Genomic DNA, 13,571 nt, shown 5'->3' with positions numbered 1-13,571 from the left:
ACACTATGAACGCCGAAAAATCTAATGAATCTACTCAAATTCCGCCCTCAAAACGGAATCTCAAAAAATTATTGGATACCGTCATTGAAGATGGTGCCTTTGATGGCTGGAATGACGAAACGCTAAAAACGGCAGCCAAAAATCTAAATTTGAGTGAAGGTGACCTCATTTTAGCTGCACCTGATGGCATCTCAACCTTATTAGAAGAATGGGCAAATCTAGCGGACGAACACGTCGCGAAAACTCTTCAAAATACAGATCTCAGCAATCTAAAAATTAGGGAGCGCATCACTTTAGGCGTGAGGGCGCGAATAGAATTTCTTTCCAAGCAAAAAGAATCTGCAAGGCGGGCTTCACACGCAATAGCTGCCCCTTGGCGCGTGACGCTCGGCCCCAAACTCATTTGGAACGCTGCCGACACCATTTGGACCGCACTAGGAGACAAATCTACAGATGCAAATTGGTATTCGAAACGCACTGTTCTTTCAGGGGTGATCGGAACCACGTTATCACACTGGCTAGCATCCGACGAAGATATTGAAAGTACTTGGGATTTTTTAGATAAACGTATTGAAAATGTGATGCAGTTTGAAAAGACAAAAGCTCAAGTCAAGCAAATAACTGACAAACTGCCTGATCCACTGGATATTCTCAATTACATTCCCAAAGCCGGCCCTTTCAAGAACTGATTAAATCGGTCGGCTCTAATTTTACCTTGACCCAGATCATATTTGAGATATTTTCCCAAATATGGGAAATACGATATCACATACTCAAACTACTGCCGGCTTTTCAGACACTGACTTAGCTCAGCGCCTAAAAGAACTGAGAGCTGAACAGAAATGGTCACTCGATCAACTTGCAGAGAAGTCCGGTGTTAGCCGAGGAACGCTCTCACGCTTGGAAAAGGGAGAAGTCAGCCCCACCGCAAATGTCTTGGGTAAGTTATGCGCAGCATATGGTCTCACCATGTCACGTCTCATCGCCATGGTTGAAACCCAGTTCAAAGCCCATATTCCAGTTCTGGATCAAAAAGTTTGGTATGATTCAGATTACAGCTTCAAAAGAAAACTAGTTTCGCCTCCTTCTGCTCAGTTATCTGCAGAAGTAATCGAATGCGAACTCATATCTGGAGCGGAGATTTCTTACGACAAATCTCCGAAACTGGGATTGGAACACCACCTTATAATGCGCGCTGGTGAATTACAGGTCACCATTGAAGGCAAAGAGTATCATCTTCTAGAAGGTGACTGCCTCAGATACCGCTTATCTGGCTCTTCAATATTTAGAGCTCGCGGCGATACAAATTCCAACTACACACTCGTGATCATTTAGAGAAATCAGTATGAGTAAAATCACTATACAAAAACTCTCAGCACATGAATTAGAAAAGCATATCGATGACTTTGCTTTAGTTCTTCAAGAAGTTGTGCTTGATGGCGGCAGCGTCAATTTCATTGCACCATTTAGCTTCACTGAAGCTACAAATTTCTGGATGCAGAAAATTCATCCTGCCCTACTCAAAAATGAAAAAACACTTTGGGCCGCTTTCATCGAAGGAAAACTTGCAGGAACAGTACAACTTGACCATTCAATGCCACCTAATCAGCAGCATCGATGTGAGGTTTCGAAGCTTTTAGTTAGTCCGCGTTTCAGGCGTCGGGGGATCGCAAGAAAGCTGATGCATGAACTAGAAAAAGAAGCTGCAAAAATCAACCGCCCCCTAATAACTTTGGACACCGTTAAAGGGAGCAATGCAGAACCTCTATATTTATCATTGGGGTTTGAAATTGCTGGAATTATACCACGGTTTTCACGTCATCCTGTTGAAGACCACTTTGATGCGACGACCTATATGTTTAAGCAACTTTAGCTCAGAATAGTATTGCTGTGACCTAGCTTGCGTCCCTCGCCACCACCGCGCTTAGCGTACACACGTGGCGCAGCGCCATCAGAAGACAATCCTTCCCATGTTGATATATCAGAATCTCCCAAAAGATTATCCATCCTGATATCTACAAAACGTTCAGCAGGTGCCAGTGGCCATCCGCATACAGCCCGCATGTGCTGCTCGAATTGACCGATCAAACATGCCTCTTCCGTCCAGTGCCCAGTATTGTGCACTCGGGGAGCAAATTCATTTGCCAACAAAGAACCATCCGGCATTACAAACAATTCAAGCGCGACAACTCCAACATAATCAAGAGAATCCGCTAGTTTATGACCCAATTTTTTTGCCGCAGCGCGTGCCTGTTCAGAGATGTTTGCTGGCAAGGTTGAGGACTTTAATATACCGCCAGAATGATCATTTTCGGGTGTGTCATAAATCTGGACTTTTCCATCCTGACCACGCGCCACCAATACCGAAATCTCACGCTCAAAAGAAATGAAAGCTTCCAACACCGCAGGCACTTGCCCAATAGTTTTCCAAGCTTCAACAGGATCTGATGCACCATCTAGACGCGCTTGACCTTTGCCATCATATCCATCTGTTCGGCTTTTCAAAACACCTTTCCCGCCAAGCTTTTGTAGAGCAGGCATGATATCCTCAGCCCCATCAATTCTAGCAAAAGGTGCCGGAGCAATACCAATTGAATTTAGAAACTCTTTCTCTTTCAAGCGGTCTTGAGAGCAACCAAGCGCATTTGATTTTGGAAACACCGAGGTTCCAATATTCTCGATGAAATCCAACGTTGAGGCGGGAATGTTCTCAAACTCAAAAGTAATCACATCACAACGGCTGGCAAATTCAGTAAGTTTGGTTTCATCATCATACGCCCCCACTATGGTATCTGCACTAACCCGCGATGCACAGCTATCAGCTTCTGGTGCATAGATAACCACGTCCATCCCCATGCGTGCAGCCGCCATAGACATCATGCGGCCAAGCTGACCACCACCAAGAATTCCAACAATGCCGCCAGGTGCAATTTTTTTCACGAGTTGCGATCCACTTTAAGTATTTAAATTAGTCTTCAACTGTCTCTGCAACAGCTTCAGTCTGCGCATCTCTAAATGCTGATAGCTTAGTTGCCACATTTGCATCATGCCCAGCAACAATGCCTGCAGCCAACAGCCCAGCATTTGCCGCCCCAGCTTCGCCAATAGCGAGTGTTCCTACTGGAATGCCTTTGGGCATTTGAACTATAGAATAAAGGCTATCAACACCTGATAGTGCACGCGACTGAACCGGAACACCGAGCACTGGCACAATAGTCATAGACGCTAGCATTCCCGGCAAATGAGCGGCCCCGCCTGCTCCTGCGATGATCACTTTCAAACCACGCTCTTCCGCAGTTTTTGCGTACTCGACTAACCGATCAGGCGTTCTATGAGCAGAAACAACTTTGGTTTCGTGCGGCACACCTAGCTGGGTAAGATAATCAGATGCGAGTTTCATGGTTGGCCAATCTGAACGACTTCCCATTACCACGCCGACCAATGGTTGATCAGAATTTGATAAAGTGTTTTCAGCGCTCATGACATGCCTCCCAAAGGACTTATTGTACGATTGATTGTGCCTAACCATGCAAACACAATGAATCCAGAAAGCGCGGGAGTATAGGCATTCGTTCTTCCACGACAAGAGCTACTAACCGCCTAATATCTGGTTTATTCACATGTCGTTCAAAATCAACAGTTAGCATTTCGTAAATATTTAAGTTAAGCTGTTAACCGCATGCTAACCGTGAACAAGTATTCATTAACCATAGCAAGAGTTGTGGACGAGTAATGAAATTTCTCTCAATCTTTTCAGCCAAGCGCGATGCTGACGGTGAAACACGCTATGTCGTAGAGAATGGCGATATAGGTGTCGAAAAGGCTTCAGAGCTTTTTGGCATATCCGAATCCGAGCTAACCCCAGCCGTACGAGCAGCCATTGCTGCTATGACTGGTGAGATATCCGAACTTCGAAATAAAAATGCGACAATCCTAAAATCGTTGGAAACTGCCGAGAGTATGGCCGATCACGATGCTTTGGTGCCGCTATTTAATCGACGCGCGTTTGTTCGCGAACTTTCGCGGTTAATTGCTTTTTCAAGGCGCTATGGATTGGACGCGAGCATCATTTATTTCGATCTTGATGGCTTTAAAAATATAAATGACACTCATGGACATGCAGCTGGTGATAAAGTGTTGAACGCTGTGGCTGATGTGCTTATTCAGCAAACACGCGAATCTGACCTTTTAGGCCGTCTAGGTGGCGATGAATTCATCGCAGTTCTGACAAGCGTCAAATCTTCGACAGCTCAAGAAAAAGCCACTCAACTTGCCGAGGCAATCAAAAGTATTTCTATTGAACATGAAGGCACTAGCCTTACAATTGATGCGTCTGTTGGCGTCACTACATTGGAGCATGATGAAACAGCCGAGCTTCAAATAGCACGTGCAGATGAGGCCATGTACGCAGCAAAACTACGCCGCAGAGCAATGCAGAAGCCTGAAGCAAGCTGAATCAAAACGCTTCCCTCAAAATTAATTCCCCAATTAGGCGATAATATCGGGCAAAGACGAATCGATCAATTTCGTCATTTCATCTTTCAATTTGAGCTTAATACGTTTTAAAGAGGCGACTTCCAAATCTGCACCGCCCTGTAACGTCAGAGCTTCAATCCGCATATCCAATTCTTTACGTTCAGACTTAATTTCATCAAGACGTTCAGCGATAGAAATCGCGGGATCTGCATCTGAGCCAATATCAGAATTATCCATAAAAATATGCCCCTATTGATGGATTTAGTTTATTATTTTCACACACCAAATCGTTTGAACATTTCAATCATTATGCCTTCAAATGCGTATAAATCAAAGCATTTATTCTATTTGAGAATGCAATGTGTAATGTTTATTGATCCAAGTAGTGATGACTCTTTGTAAACTCTGTGATTTAATTTTAACCCTAATCAGAAGGAGGTTGGAATGAGCACAGACGCACGTATCCGTGAACTGAGTGAACGTCACAAACGTCTTGAGACAAAAATCGAAGACAAAAGAAAATACCCTTCAACAACTGATCAGGAATTGCTTGACCTGAAGCGACAGAAACTTCGAATTAAAGACGAGATTTCAACGCTAAAATCAGCGTAAATTCTCGTCATCTCCCACTCCCCTAGTAAGGACAGCATTCGCCCATTTGGAGAAACTAGTTTTTCTTGTAAGATTCTTGGCTTCGTATTTGCTCTCTCTTCATCTTAATCCACTATACCATTCGGCATAGATGACATGAAAGGCTGTAAAAATGCGTGGACCTATAGACCCTGAGCAATTGCTGTCCCCGGGGATGCTGAAATCAGCAAACACACTCCTGACGGTATGTCTTGCCGCACTTGCCGGCATGGGAATTATCCATGCAATCGGTCATCTTTTTGTTGGCCGCCCTTTCACAGCGCTCTTATGGGCCGCAGGCGCTACTGCAATTCCACTCACGTTTTGGATGATTGTAAGACTCTTAAGCGAAAGCTTAGCCGCGCAACACGCTTTAAATGAGCGTATCACTCTTCTGAACGAGTCTCTCTGGGGACCGGATGATGAAGACTGGGAAGAAGTAGACCCCACAGAAGTCGTCGAAACAGAAGAAGAAAAAGAAGAGCCATCTGTAAAGACTGACATCGAAGTTGAGGTTGAGGCTGAAACAGAACCTGAGACTGAAGCCGAAGCCGAAGCCGAAGCCGAAGCCGAAGCCGAAGCCGAAGCCGAAGCCGAAGCCGATAAAAAGCCAGAAACAAAAAAGAAAAAAGACAAAAGCTAAGTTTTTTCTTCTATCAGCCGTTTATGAAAGTCGCTTTATTTTCGATAGAGCGGCTTTTATCATTTTATCTTAACGTAAAGTCTTTTAAGTTAAATAAACTCAGAATGTTACGGAGTTTTTCAATATGGTTGCCTCACCAAAAACAATCGTCATAATTGGCGGAGCCAAACGTATTGGTGAGCAATGCGCAAACCTATTTGTAGACAATGGCTGGCACGTATTTCTTGCTGACACAGATCATAAAGCTCTCGATGCAATCAAAGAAGAATTGAAAGACAAAGTCGACACGATTGCCCCGCCCAATATTTCAACCAATATGGCTTTGAACAACATATTATCCGGCGCATTGAGTGCATTTGGACATATCGATTCCGTTTGTCATATTCCTGATATTCCAAAAGCAAAAAAATTCTCCGACACTAAGTTGGATGAATTTGATGAAAAACTATTAGCCCCTGCCCGCGCTATCACAGCGGCAACTCGTTTGTTCAGCGATCAAATGATACGGCAAATGAACGAATTAGATCCAACAGAAGCCAAAGCCTGTAATCATAGTTTTATCCAAGTATTCGCACTCAGCGCTATTTATGGGGACCCAGAAGCTTACACCCAACACGCATCTCAATCCCTTGCCTTGGCTGCTGCTAAAGCTCCTACAATAGACCTTGCTGCTAATCGTATCCGAACAAATGCTGTAGTGGCTGTTCGCCCTCGCGCGGAAAATGAGGAACCTTGGCTCAAACAACGTACGCCGCTTGGGCGTCACTCCTTTGCAGAGGAAATTTCAGAAACAGTCCTCTTTCTTGCAAAGGAAGGCAGCGCCAACATTACTGGCCAATCAATCGTTCTCGACGGTGGTCGCTCCAACTTAAATGGTATCTATGAGAAGAACGGTTTCAGTGAGTAATTGTTGACATAACAACCCACACCCAAACGCCGACTATCTGGATAATGGCTTAAATTATCCCACATCATCTACCTCTCTTATATGTCACCTGATGATTAAAAAGTATTTTCTCGCTTGCAAATTAGACCGTACGGTCTAATTTGCAAGCGACTACATGAAAACAAAGGGATAAAACTATGGAAAATACTAGATTTTCGACACAAGAGGAGTTCATGAACCTCTTAAAACAGTCAGTTACTCAGTCTGGGTTTTCAAGCTTTCTAGGCGCCGAACCCGTTAAAAGTTCTCCCGGTGAAATTGAACTAATTATCCCACTGAAGGAAGAACTTACTCAGCATCACGGATTTGCTCATGGCGCTGTTGTTGGAGCAGCCGCAGATAATGCTTGTGCTTGGGCGGCAGCCAGCGTTGCTGGTGATGTTGTCACCTCAAGTTACACACTGCAACTTTTAGCTCCTGCAATAGGAAATAGATTGAGAGCTCATGGAAAGGTCATCAAGAAAAGCAAACGTCAAGTGAGTGTACACGCAAACGTTTTTGCTGAAGATGAAACGAATTCTAAACTCGTCGCCACAGCACTCGCCTCCATTGCCATCGTTGAAAAAGACTCATGATTTAAATGCAAAAATAATAGATCGATGCCGATGCGGCGGTTTTAAAAAACCGTGTCGGCAATAAAGTCTTGATGCCCTTTTATTTCGGCAATAGCTTCAATTCATGCCAACCACGCGACAAATAATTATACGGGAAAGCATTAAGCTTTTTCAGAGAGATGGATATCACGGGACGCCAGTGTCCGTGATATTGAAGGCTGCAAAGATTCCAAAAGGCAGCTTGTATCATCACTTTCCTGGCGGAAAAGAAGAAGTCGCCTCTGCTACTCTCAAATGGCTTACAGATGAAATTACTAACCATTTGGATTCTCTTGATCAATCAAACGCCAGTGGCGACGAAATGCTTAGTTCTTTGGCCACATTTCAAGAAAACCTTTTGAAAGACAATAAAGAAATACGTGGCTCCCTTATCGCAGTTCTAGCGTCAGAATGTATTCCATCTTCTGCTCGAATTTCGCAGGAATTAGCTTCTACAATTTCGCAAATAGAAACGAGGCTTGAAAACGGCTTTAAAAGGCAAAACGTGGCCACTCCGGAAAACTCCGCAATTCGTTCTATTGCACTTTTGGAGGGTTCATTTTTGATGAGCCGAATTAAGGGCGTAAGCATCGACCCTTCTAAGCTTTAATTACGACTGGATCACTCAGTTCCAGTTACAAAAAAGGCGACAAACACTTTAGTTCGCCGCCTTCAATAATTGAACATCTAAGAATTTTAGTCGTCGCTGGATGATTTTCCAAAGTTGGCGAAAACATCATCAACATTTGGCTCATCCGCTGCTGGTTTAGACTCGGATGGTCTAGACCCAAAGTTTGCAAATGGATCTGATGGCGAGATTCCACCATCTTCATTTGTCTTCAGCATATCGATACCTGCCTCCACAGAACCGATCTCGCTGTTTTCTTCCATTTTCTGACGCTTGGCAGATGTTTTGGCTACCAGTGCATCCAATTCAAGTTGAGTACACAGGCCGAGCGTCACAGGGTCCACTGGTTTTAGGTTTTCAGTGTTCCAGTGTGAACGCGTACGAATAGCTTCGATAGTGTTTTTCGTTGTACCGATAATCTTGGAAATTTGAGCATCGGAAATCTCTGGGTGGTGACGCAAGAACCAGCTAATCGCATCAGGACGATCACTACGACGCGACACAGGTGTATAACGAGCACCCTTACGTTTAGGCGGAGCAACAACCTTGTCGAACTTTGGTGAGGCCGGCTTCAGCATGTGTTTAGGGTCTGCTTCACCACGAGAAATTTCATCGCGCGTCAGCTCACCACGTGACACAGGATCCACGCCTCGCATGTGTTCAGCAACTTCACCGTCTGCGATACCTTTAACTTCAAGGCGGTGTAGTTCACAGAAATCTGCAATCTGATCAAACGTCAGTGCAGTATTGTCGACAAGCCAAACCGCTGTCGCTTTAGGCATTAGAATATTGGCCATTCATTGTCTCCAAAACAATTTCGCCCGGCACTTGGGCCGGGCGATTTGCGCTCACACAGGGTGAGACAAAACGTTAGTTAGGTTTAGTATAGGCTTATTTGTGCGATTTGTGAATTCCCTAGACGGAACAATTTCACGAATAGAATTTATAGGGTCAATACTATTTTTCCAACATGCAGCCCACTCGTTAAACGTTCATGGGCTTTTTCAGCATCTTTCATAGCAAAACTCGAATCCACAACCGGTCTCAATTGCCCGCTAGCCACCCATGGCCACACCTCTTTAACAGCCATATCCGCAAGATGCATCTTATCAAGATCGTTGCGCCCTCTTAGGGTTGAACCTGTAATTGTCAGCCGCTTCATCATCACTTTGAGGAGATTAACTTCAGCCTTTAACCCACCCTGCACAGCAATATGCAAAATTCTTGCTCCAAACTTCGATGCATTTATATGCTTGGGCAAATAGTCCCCGCCCACCATGTCCAAAACCACATCTGCACCGCCGACAGCTTTCAATTCTTCTTCAAAATCAGTTGTCTTGTAGTTAAATGCCCCTTCTGCTCCTAATTCGATACAGGCCTTGCATTTCTCATCACTACCAGCTGTCACGTAGACCTTCGCTCCCAAAGCCGTAGCCATCTGAATGGCAGTCGTCCCAATTCCTGATGCTCCGCCTTGCACAAATAAGGTTTCACCCGGATGAAGAACTGCCATATCAAACACATTTGCCCAGACAGTCATTACTGCCTCAGGAAGCAAGGCTGCTTCGTGAAGAGAAACACCATCAGGAATCGGCATTACACTTCCTTGGTGAGCGATTGCATATTCAGCATATCCACCCGCAGGTAAAAGTGCGCATACTTGTTGCCCTACTCGCCAGTTTTCAACATCGGAGCCTACGGCTTCAACGTAGCCTGACACTTCAAGTCCCATAATATCAGATGCACCTTCAGGCGGTGGATACATACCTTTACGCTGGAGAATATCGGCCCGGTTCAATCCTGCCGCAGCAACTTTTATGAGCACTTCTTTAGCTTTTGGAACTGGCTTTGGAACATCACACCATTCCAGAGGCGCATCGCCCTTTGCCAAAATTGCTTTCATCATGCCTGTTTCATCTGCTTTTTGGCTCATATTCTCGTCCCTGTATTCTTGTTTCTTCTTGAGTGTAAACCAGATTAACCACCCGCAGAGCTTCACGATAGACCTGAAAACCGATATTCTGCCCGGCGAAATCGTTTTGGACTAAAGGAAGACACCATGTTTGAAGAAGAGCCACGCATTAAACCGCAACGGGCACTGGAGGACATGTCCCTAGAAGAGCTGGCTTCCCAAATTGAAACGCTCAGAGAAGAAATAAAGCGATGCGAAGCCGAAATTGAGAAGAAAAAATCAGCAAAAAACGCCGCTGACAACATTTTTGGCCAATAAAACCGTCATAAAACACAGATATTGGCCCATCTTCTGCATATTCCTCTATCATGTAGAGACTTAGATAAGACTCTCTATGTTATGGTAATTTGAGGTCCTATCCATTTGCAGTGTACAGCTAACAAGTATACGTAAATAGGTATCCGAGGTCCAAACAAGTATTGGGTGTCTGAATGAAATCTGTTTCCTTGGTCGGTGACGACTGGAAAAATCGCGTATCTGAATTTGCTTCTTCTGAAGTCTTCGACCGTCTTTTCAAAGATGGTATGGCTCTAGTAGAAGAAGCTGCTGCTTATCTTGATGGCCCTGGCCGTCAACAAAGCCGTCAGCTAGATCGTGAAGAAGCATTAGTTTACGCAGCTGAGAGCATGGAAGTTACAACACGCCTCATGCAATCTGCTAGTTGGCTAGTTGTGCAACGCGCTGTACGTGAAGGCGACATGACTGCCAATGAAGCGGGTGAAGATAAGTTTCGTTTATCTCCTCCTGGCGAGTTACGCGAGCTTTCGGCTGTTCAACACTTACCAGAGACATTGCTTGACCTAGTGGTTCGCTCACGCGCCTTGTATGAACGCGTCTGGCGCCTGGACGACACTCTCTTTGCTGATGAAGAAACACCAACAGACAACCCTGTTATGAGTCAACTTGAACGTCTTCAAGATGTTGCCGAAAGCGGTGCTTTTGATCCACTTTCAATATGGCGTGACAACAAATAAAACCATAAAGAATTCAGACACAAAAAAAACCGCTTCGATAAACGAAGCGGTTTTTTTTATGAATATTTTTCTCAAACAAAATTCAGTCTGGAAAATAAAGCACTTAAGCCCTATTTCTTCTTCATGAAACCAGAGAATTTGTCGTTGAAACGAGATACACGACCTGCACGGTCCATCATGTGTTGGTTTCCACCAGTCCATGCTGGGTGTGTCTTAGGGTCAATATCCAATTGCAGAGTATCGCCTTCTTTACCCATTGTTGAACGAGTTTTGTAAGAAGTTCCATCAGTCATCTTGACAGTGATGAAGTGATAGTCTGGATGTACGTCTTGTTTCATCAGTACGTGGCCCTTAAACGCCTTGGTCATAAGTTTTTAAATCGAAGCAGCGCGCTTACCGGATATAACAGATTTTAGCAACCCCAAACTGGGATTTAAGCAGAATAAATTATGGCAGAACAACAATCTCAAGCCGATTTAGATCGTAAAGCAGGAACCCAAAAGCGCGGTAGCGCTGCACTTCCCGATCGCCCAACCAGCCGTAAAATGCGTCCGCTTTTGGACTTATGGCCTTATGTGGCACGTCGTGGATTAATATTTTGGCCAGCCATTATCCTGTTGCTCGCCGGTGTCGCGATAACCTTATATCTGCCCGTTGTTCTGCGCGATATCGTGGACAACGGTTTAGCCAATAACGACATTCCTGCAATTAATCAGGGATTTATAACATTTGTACTCGTTGTTGTACTGATGACCGTTATTACGTCAGCGCGCTTTTATTTTATGTCACTTCTGGGAGAACGGGCTGCTGCCGATCTGAGATCCGACGTATACAAAAAACTCATCAACCTATCATTAGGCTATTATTCCAGCCTCAGATCAGGTGAAGCAGTCTCTCGTCTGACGGCTGACGTCACGTTGATAGAAAGCTTCCTTGGCTCATCAGCATCAATATTCCTACGCAACACCCTCTCGCTTATCGGTGCGTTGATCATGATGTTCTTCCTTAACTGGCGACTAACCGGCGTTATGTTTATTGCCGTGCCTCTTGTCATGATCCCCATGTTTGTCATTGGTACTCGCGTCAGAAAACTTTCTACGGCAGTACAAGACCGCATAGCGGATGCCGCCGGAGAGGCTTCTGAGAGCCTTGAGGCCATTGAACTTGTACAAGCCTATGGACAAGAAGCCACGCGCGCGGATCGCTTCCGTCAGGCCTGTGAAACCGCCTTTCAAGCAGCTCGCCGCCGCATAGGTGCCCAGACACTCATGTCGGCTTCAATAATATTTGCATTATTTGTCGGTATAGCCTTCATGGCTTGGCTCGCCATTCAAGAAGTTCTCGCTGGCCGCATGACATCTGGTGAGCTTGCACAGTTCGCCATGTATGCACTCTCTGGCGTGTCTGGCTTCGGTATGATCGCCGACGTATTTAACGCTGCTATGCGAACATCTGGTGCAATCCAACGCTGCTCTGAAATCCTCAATGAAGAACCCGATATTCGCGCACCTTTAAAACCTAAACAAATGCCTTCACCTACAACTGGAGCTGTACGGTTTGACAATGTATCTTTCTCTTATCCTACAGAGACTGAGGCAGCTGCACTCGACAAATTTGATCTCAATATCAAAGCTGGAGAAACAGTCGCTCTTGTTGGGCCATCAGGTGCAGGTAAATCCACTGTCTTTCGCATGTTATTACGTTTTTACGATCCAACAGCCGGCGCAATCCTGCTCGACGGGATGGATGCACGTGCTGTTAAGCCACAAGACTGGCGTGCGCAATTTGGCTATGTCCCACAAGAGGCAGCCCTATTCTCTGGGTCAGCCGCAGACAATATTAGGTTTGCTGCTCCCGATGCCACGAATGAAGAGGCAATTGCAGCTTTAGAAGCTGCTGAGGCATGGCGCTTTCTCCAAAAGAAACAAGGATTGGATGCAGAACTTGGTGGACGCGGGAAAAACCTCTCAGGAGGTGAACGCCAACGTGTCGCCATTGCTCGCGCTTTGGTACGCAATGCACCCGTCATGTTGCTGGATGAAGCAACAAGTGCATTGGACGCTGAAAACGAGCGCCTAGTTCAATCTGCACTTGATAAAGCTTCAGATGACCGAACTACCATAGTAATCGCCCACCGCCTCGCAACGGTGCGCCGCGCAGACAGGATTGTCGTAATGGATAAAGGCAGCGTCGCCGAAGAAGGCGACCATGAAAGCCTTATCAAACAAGGTGGCATCTATGCACACCTTGCAGAACTTCAGTTTAACGGCAACTAGTTCGGCAATTTAAAAGATTGAAACAATGACAAACATTCAATTTCACAATCCTGAATCTGTTGTAAGTCCACTTGGATTGTACAGTCACACAGCGAAGGTAGCTGAAGGCTCTGAATTATTCTATTTTTCTGGACAATTAGGTGTCGCCAGAGATGGATATTGCCCTTCAACTATTGGAGAGCGGGCAGAAATAGTGTTTGCAAACATTGTTTCACTTTTAGAAGCACACAACATGACAGCCTCCAATATCGTAAAACTTACAACCTTTATGGTCGATGGTTATAGCGGAGCTGACGTCCGCAAAGCCCGTTTAAAATACCTTGGAGACCACCGCCCCGCTTCAACCGCCGTCTATGTAAGTCGACTGGTGGACGAAAACTGGTTTGTAGAAATTGACGTTGTTGCTGCTAGGGCAAAGTAGTTTTTAGACCAC

Annotated in this window: 19 protein-coding genes; 13 read left to right on the top strand and 6 right to left on the bottom strand. The window is 45.1% G+C overall.

The window, feature by feature from the left end; genetic code table 11:
* Positions 1-5: 5 nt before the first annotated feature.
* The 3 genes from F551_RS0110810 to F551_RS0110800 all read left to right on the top strand — a co-directional run bounded on the left by F551_RS0110810 (position 6) and on the right by F551_RS0110800 (position 1,873).
* The gene (locus F551_RS0110810) at positions 6-689 is read left to right on the top strand and encodes a COQ9 family protein (RefSeq protein ID WP_018997530.1); all 684 of its coding nucleotides are present in this window, start codon (positions 6-8) and stop codon (positions 687-689) included.
* 61 nt (positions 690-750) lie between these two features.
* Entirely contained in the window at positions 751-1,335 is a 585-nt protein-coding gene (locus F551_RS0110805) for a helix-turn-helix transcriptional regulator (protein WP_018997529.1), read from the top strand.
* A 10-nt stretch (positions 1,336-1,345) separates the two neighbouring features.
* Positions 1,346-1,873 carry a GNAT family N-acetyltransferase gene (locus tag F551_RS0110800; protein WP_018997528.1) on the top strand — a complete coding sequence of 176 codons (528 nt, stop codon included), beginning with the start codon at positions 1,346-1,348 and terminating at the stop codon, positions 1,871-1,873.
* Here F551_RS0110800 and F551_RS0110795 read toward each other — a convergent pair.
* Together F551_RS0110795 and purE are read right to left on the bottom strand one after the other, a co-directional pair.
* Positions 1,870-2,940 (bottom strand): 5-(carboxyamino)imidazole ribonucleotide synthase, encoded by a 1,071-nt coding sequence (locus F551_RS0110795; RefSeq protein ID WP_018997527.1) that lies wholly within the window; start codon positions 2,938-2,940, stop codon positions 1,870-1,872. The genes F551_RS0110800 and F551_RS0110795 overlap by 4 nt on opposite strands.
* Before the next feature lie 28 nt (positions 2,941-2,968).
* Positions 2,969-3,481, bottom strand: coding sequence for a 5-(carboxyamino)imidazole ribonucleotide mutase (purE, locus tag F551_RS0110790; protein WP_018997526.1), 513 nt, complete (start codon positions 3,479-3,481; stop codon positions 2,969-2,971).
* Positions 3,482-3,732: 251 nt separating this feature from the next.
* Here purE and F551_RS0110785 point away from each other — a divergent pair, with 251 nt between their 5' ends.
* Positions 3,733-4,455 carry a GGDEF domain-containing protein gene (locus F551_RS0110785; protein ID WP_018997525.1) on the top strand — a complete coding sequence of 241 codons (723 nt, stop codon included), beginning with the start codon at positions 3,733-3,735 and terminating at the stop codon, positions 4,453-4,455.
* 33 nt (positions 4,456-4,488) lie between these two features.
* On the opposite strand, the gene F551_RS0110780 is transcribed toward F551_RS0110785, so the two are convergent.
* Positions 4,489-4,713 carry a YdcH family protein gene (locus F551_RS0110780; protein WP_018997524.1) on the bottom strand — a complete coding sequence of 75 codons (225 nt, stop codon included), beginning with the start codon at positions 4,711-4,713 and terminating at the stop codon, positions 4,489-4,491.
* 207 nt (positions 4,714-4,920) lie between these two features.
* On the opposite strand from F551_RS0110780, the gene F551_RS16630 reads away from it, so the two are divergent.
* The 5 genes from F551_RS16630 to F551_RS17175 all read left to right on the top strand — a co-directional run bounded on the left by F551_RS16630 (position 4,921) and on the right by F551_RS17175 (position 7,898).
* The gene (locus F551_RS16630) at positions 4,921-5,088 is read left to right on the top strand and encodes a YdcH family protein (protein WP_018997523.1); all 168 of its coding nucleotides are present in this window, start codon (positions 4,921-4,923) and stop codon (positions 5,086-5,088) included.
* Between the two features lie 151 nt (positions 5,089-5,239).
* The gene (locus tag F551_RS0110770; RefSeq protein WP_018997522.1) at positions 5,240-5,749 is read left to right on the top strand and encodes a hypothetical protein; all 510 of its coding nucleotides are present in this window, start codon (positions 5,240-5,242) and stop codon (positions 5,747-5,749) included.
* 124 nt (positions 5,750-5,873) lie between these two features.
* Positions 5,874-6,656: an SDR family NAD(P)-dependent oxidoreductase gene (locus F551_RS0110765; protein WP_018997521.1), complete on the top strand. Its 783-nt coding sequence runs from the start codon at positions 5,874-5,876 to the stop codon at positions 6,654-6,656.
* A 212-nt stretch (positions 6,657-6,868) separates the two neighbouring features.
* Complete coding sequence (locus F551_RS0110760; RefSeq protein ID WP_233355239.1) at positions 6,869-7,270, top strand: PaaI family thioesterase; 402 nt, start codon at positions 6,869-6,871, stop codon at positions 7,268-7,270.
* 103 nt (positions 7,271-7,373) lie between these two features.
* Entirely contained in the window at positions 7,374-7,898 is a 525-nt protein-coding gene (locus F551_RS17175) for a TetR/AcrR family transcriptional regulator (protein ID WP_081621181.1), read from the top strand.
* A gap of 86 nt (positions 7,899-7,984) precedes the next feature.
* Here the strand turns inward: F551_RS17175 and F551_RS0110750 are convergent, their stop codons facing one another.
* Positions 7,985-8,713, bottom strand: a complete 729-nt coding sequence (locus F551_RS0110750; protein ID WP_018997518.1) for a DUF1013 domain-containing protein — start codon at positions 8,711-8,713, stop codon at positions 7,985-7,987.
* 146 nt (positions 8,714-8,859) lie between these two features.
* Positions 8,860-9,849 (bottom strand): NAD(P)H-quinone oxidoreductase, encoded by a 990-nt coding sequence (locus F551_RS0110745; RefSeq protein ID WP_018997517.1) that lies wholly within the window; start codon positions 9,847-9,849, stop codon positions 8,860-8,862.
* Between the two features lie 126 nt (positions 9,850-9,975).
* Between F551_RS0110745 and F551_RS17300 the strand changes: the two genes are divergently transcribed.
* Complete coding sequence (locus F551_RS17300) at positions 9,976-10,146, top strand: DUF1192 domain-containing protein (protein ID WP_018997516.1); 171 nt, start codon at positions 9,976-9,978, stop codon at positions 10,144-10,146.
* Between the two features lie 173 nt (positions 10,147-10,319).
* Positions 10,320-10,862, top strand: a complete 543-nt coding sequence (gene rcdA, locus F551_RS0110735; protein ID WP_018997515.1) for a protease adaptor protein RcdA — start codon at positions 10,320-10,322, stop codon at positions 10,860-10,862.
* Positions 10,863-10,972: 110 nt separating this feature from the next.
* Here rcdA and rpmE read toward each other — a convergent pair whose 3' ends face one another.
* The gene (gene rpmE, locus F551_RS0110730; protein ID WP_015828789.1) at positions 10,973-11,200 is read right to left on the bottom strand and encodes a 50S ribosomal protein L31; all 228 of its coding nucleotides are present in this window, start codon (positions 11,198-11,200) and stop codon (positions 10,973-10,975) included.
* A gap of 111 nt (positions 11,201-11,311) precedes the next feature.
* Between rpmE and F551_RS0110725 the strand changes: the two genes are divergently transcribed.
* Together F551_RS0110725 and F551_RS0110720 are read left to right on the top strand one after the other, a co-directional pair.
* Positions 11,312-13,138: an ABC transporter transmembrane domain-containing protein gene (locus F551_RS0110725; RefSeq protein WP_018997514.1), complete on the top strand. Its 1,827-nt coding sequence runs from the start codon at positions 11,312-11,314 to the stop codon at positions 13,136-13,138.
* 25 nt (positions 13,139-13,163) lie between these two features.
* Positions 13,164-13,559 carry a RidA family protein gene (locus F551_RS0110720; protein WP_018997513.1) on the top strand — a complete coding sequence of 132 codons (396 nt, stop codon included), beginning with the start codon at positions 13,164-13,166 and terminating at the stop codon, positions 13,557-13,559.
* The last annotated feature ends 12 nt before the right edge of the window (positions 13,560-13,571 follow it).

It is taken from the genome of Hirschia maritima DSM 19733, assembly GCF_000378345.1.
Lineage (GTDB): Bacteria > Pseudomonadota > Alphaproteobacteria > Caulobacterales > Hyphomonadaceae > Hirschia > Hirschia maritima.
This window is presented reverse-complemented; position numbering and strand designations above follow the sequence as displayed.

Bases quoted from the DNA above. Each gene is read 5' to 3' on its own strand.
- F551_RS0110810 (WP_018997530.1), top strand. From the start codon at position 6: ATGAACGCCGAAAAATCTAATGAATCTACTCAAATTCCGCCCTCAAAA.
- F551_RS0110805 (WP_018997529.1), top strand. From the start codon at position 751: ATGGGAAATACGATATCACATACTCAAACTACTGCCGGCTTTTCAGAC.
- F551_RS0110800 (WP_018997528.1), top strand. From the start codon at position 1,346: ATGAGTAAAATCACTATACAAAAACTCTCAGCACATGAATTAGAAAAG.
- purE (WP_018997526.1), bottom strand. From the start codon at position 3,481: ATGAGCGCTGAAAACACTTTATCAAATTCTGATCAACCATTGGTCGGC.
- F551_RS0110785 (WP_018997525.1), top strand. From the start codon at position 3,733: ATGAAATTTCTCTCAATCTTTTCAGCCAAGCGCGATGCTGACGGTGAA.
- F551_RS0110780 (WP_018997524.1), bottom strand. From the start codon at position 4,713: ATGGATAATTCTGATATTGGCTCAGATGCAGATCCCGCGATTTCTATC.
- F551_RS16630 (WP_018997523.1), top strand. From the start codon at position 4,921: ATGAGCACAGACGCACGTATCCGTGAACTGAGTGAACGTCACAAACGT.
- F551_RS0110770 (WP_018997522.1), top strand. From the start codon at position 5,240: ATGCGTGGACCTATAGACCCTGAGCAATTGCTGTCCCCGGGGATGCTG.
- F551_RS0110765 (WP_018997521.1), top strand. From the start codon at position 5,874: ATGGTTGCCTCACCAAAAACAATCGTCATAATTGGCGGAGCCAAACGT.
- F551_RS0110760 (WP_233355239.1), top strand. From the start codon at position 6,869: ATGAACCTCTTAAAACAGTCAGTTACTCAGTCTGGGTTTTCAAGCTTT.
- F551_RS17175 (WP_081621181.1), top strand. From the start codon at position 7,374: ATGCCAACCACGCGACAAATAATTATACGGGAAAGCATTAAGCTTTTT.
- F551_RS0110750 (WP_018997518.1), bottom strand. From the start codon at position 8,713: ATGGCCAATATTCTAATGCCTAAAGCGACAGCGGTTTGGCTTGTCGAC.
- F551_RS0110745 (WP_018997517.1), bottom strand. From the start codon at position 9,849: ATGAGCCAAAAAGCAGATGAAACAGGCATGATGAAAGCAATTTTGGCA.
- F551_RS17300 (WP_018997516.1), top strand. From the start codon at position 9,976: ATGTTTGAAGAAGAGCCACGCATTAAACCGCAACGGGCACTGGAGGAC.
- rcdA (WP_018997515.1), top strand. From the start codon at position 10,320: ATGAAATCTGTTTCCTTGGTCGGTGACGACTGGAAAAATCGCGTATCT.
- rpmE (WP_015828789.1), bottom strand. From the start codon at position 11,200: ATGAAACAAGACGTACATCCAGACTATCACTTCATCACTGTCAAGATG.
- F551_RS0110725 (WP_018997514.1), top strand. From the start codon at position 11,312: ATGGCAGAACAACAATCTCAAGCCGATTTAGATCGTAAAGCAGGAACC.
- F551_RS0110720 (WP_018997513.1), top strand. From the start codon at position 13,164: ATGACAAACATTCAATTTCACAATCCTGAATCTGTTGTAAGTCCACTT.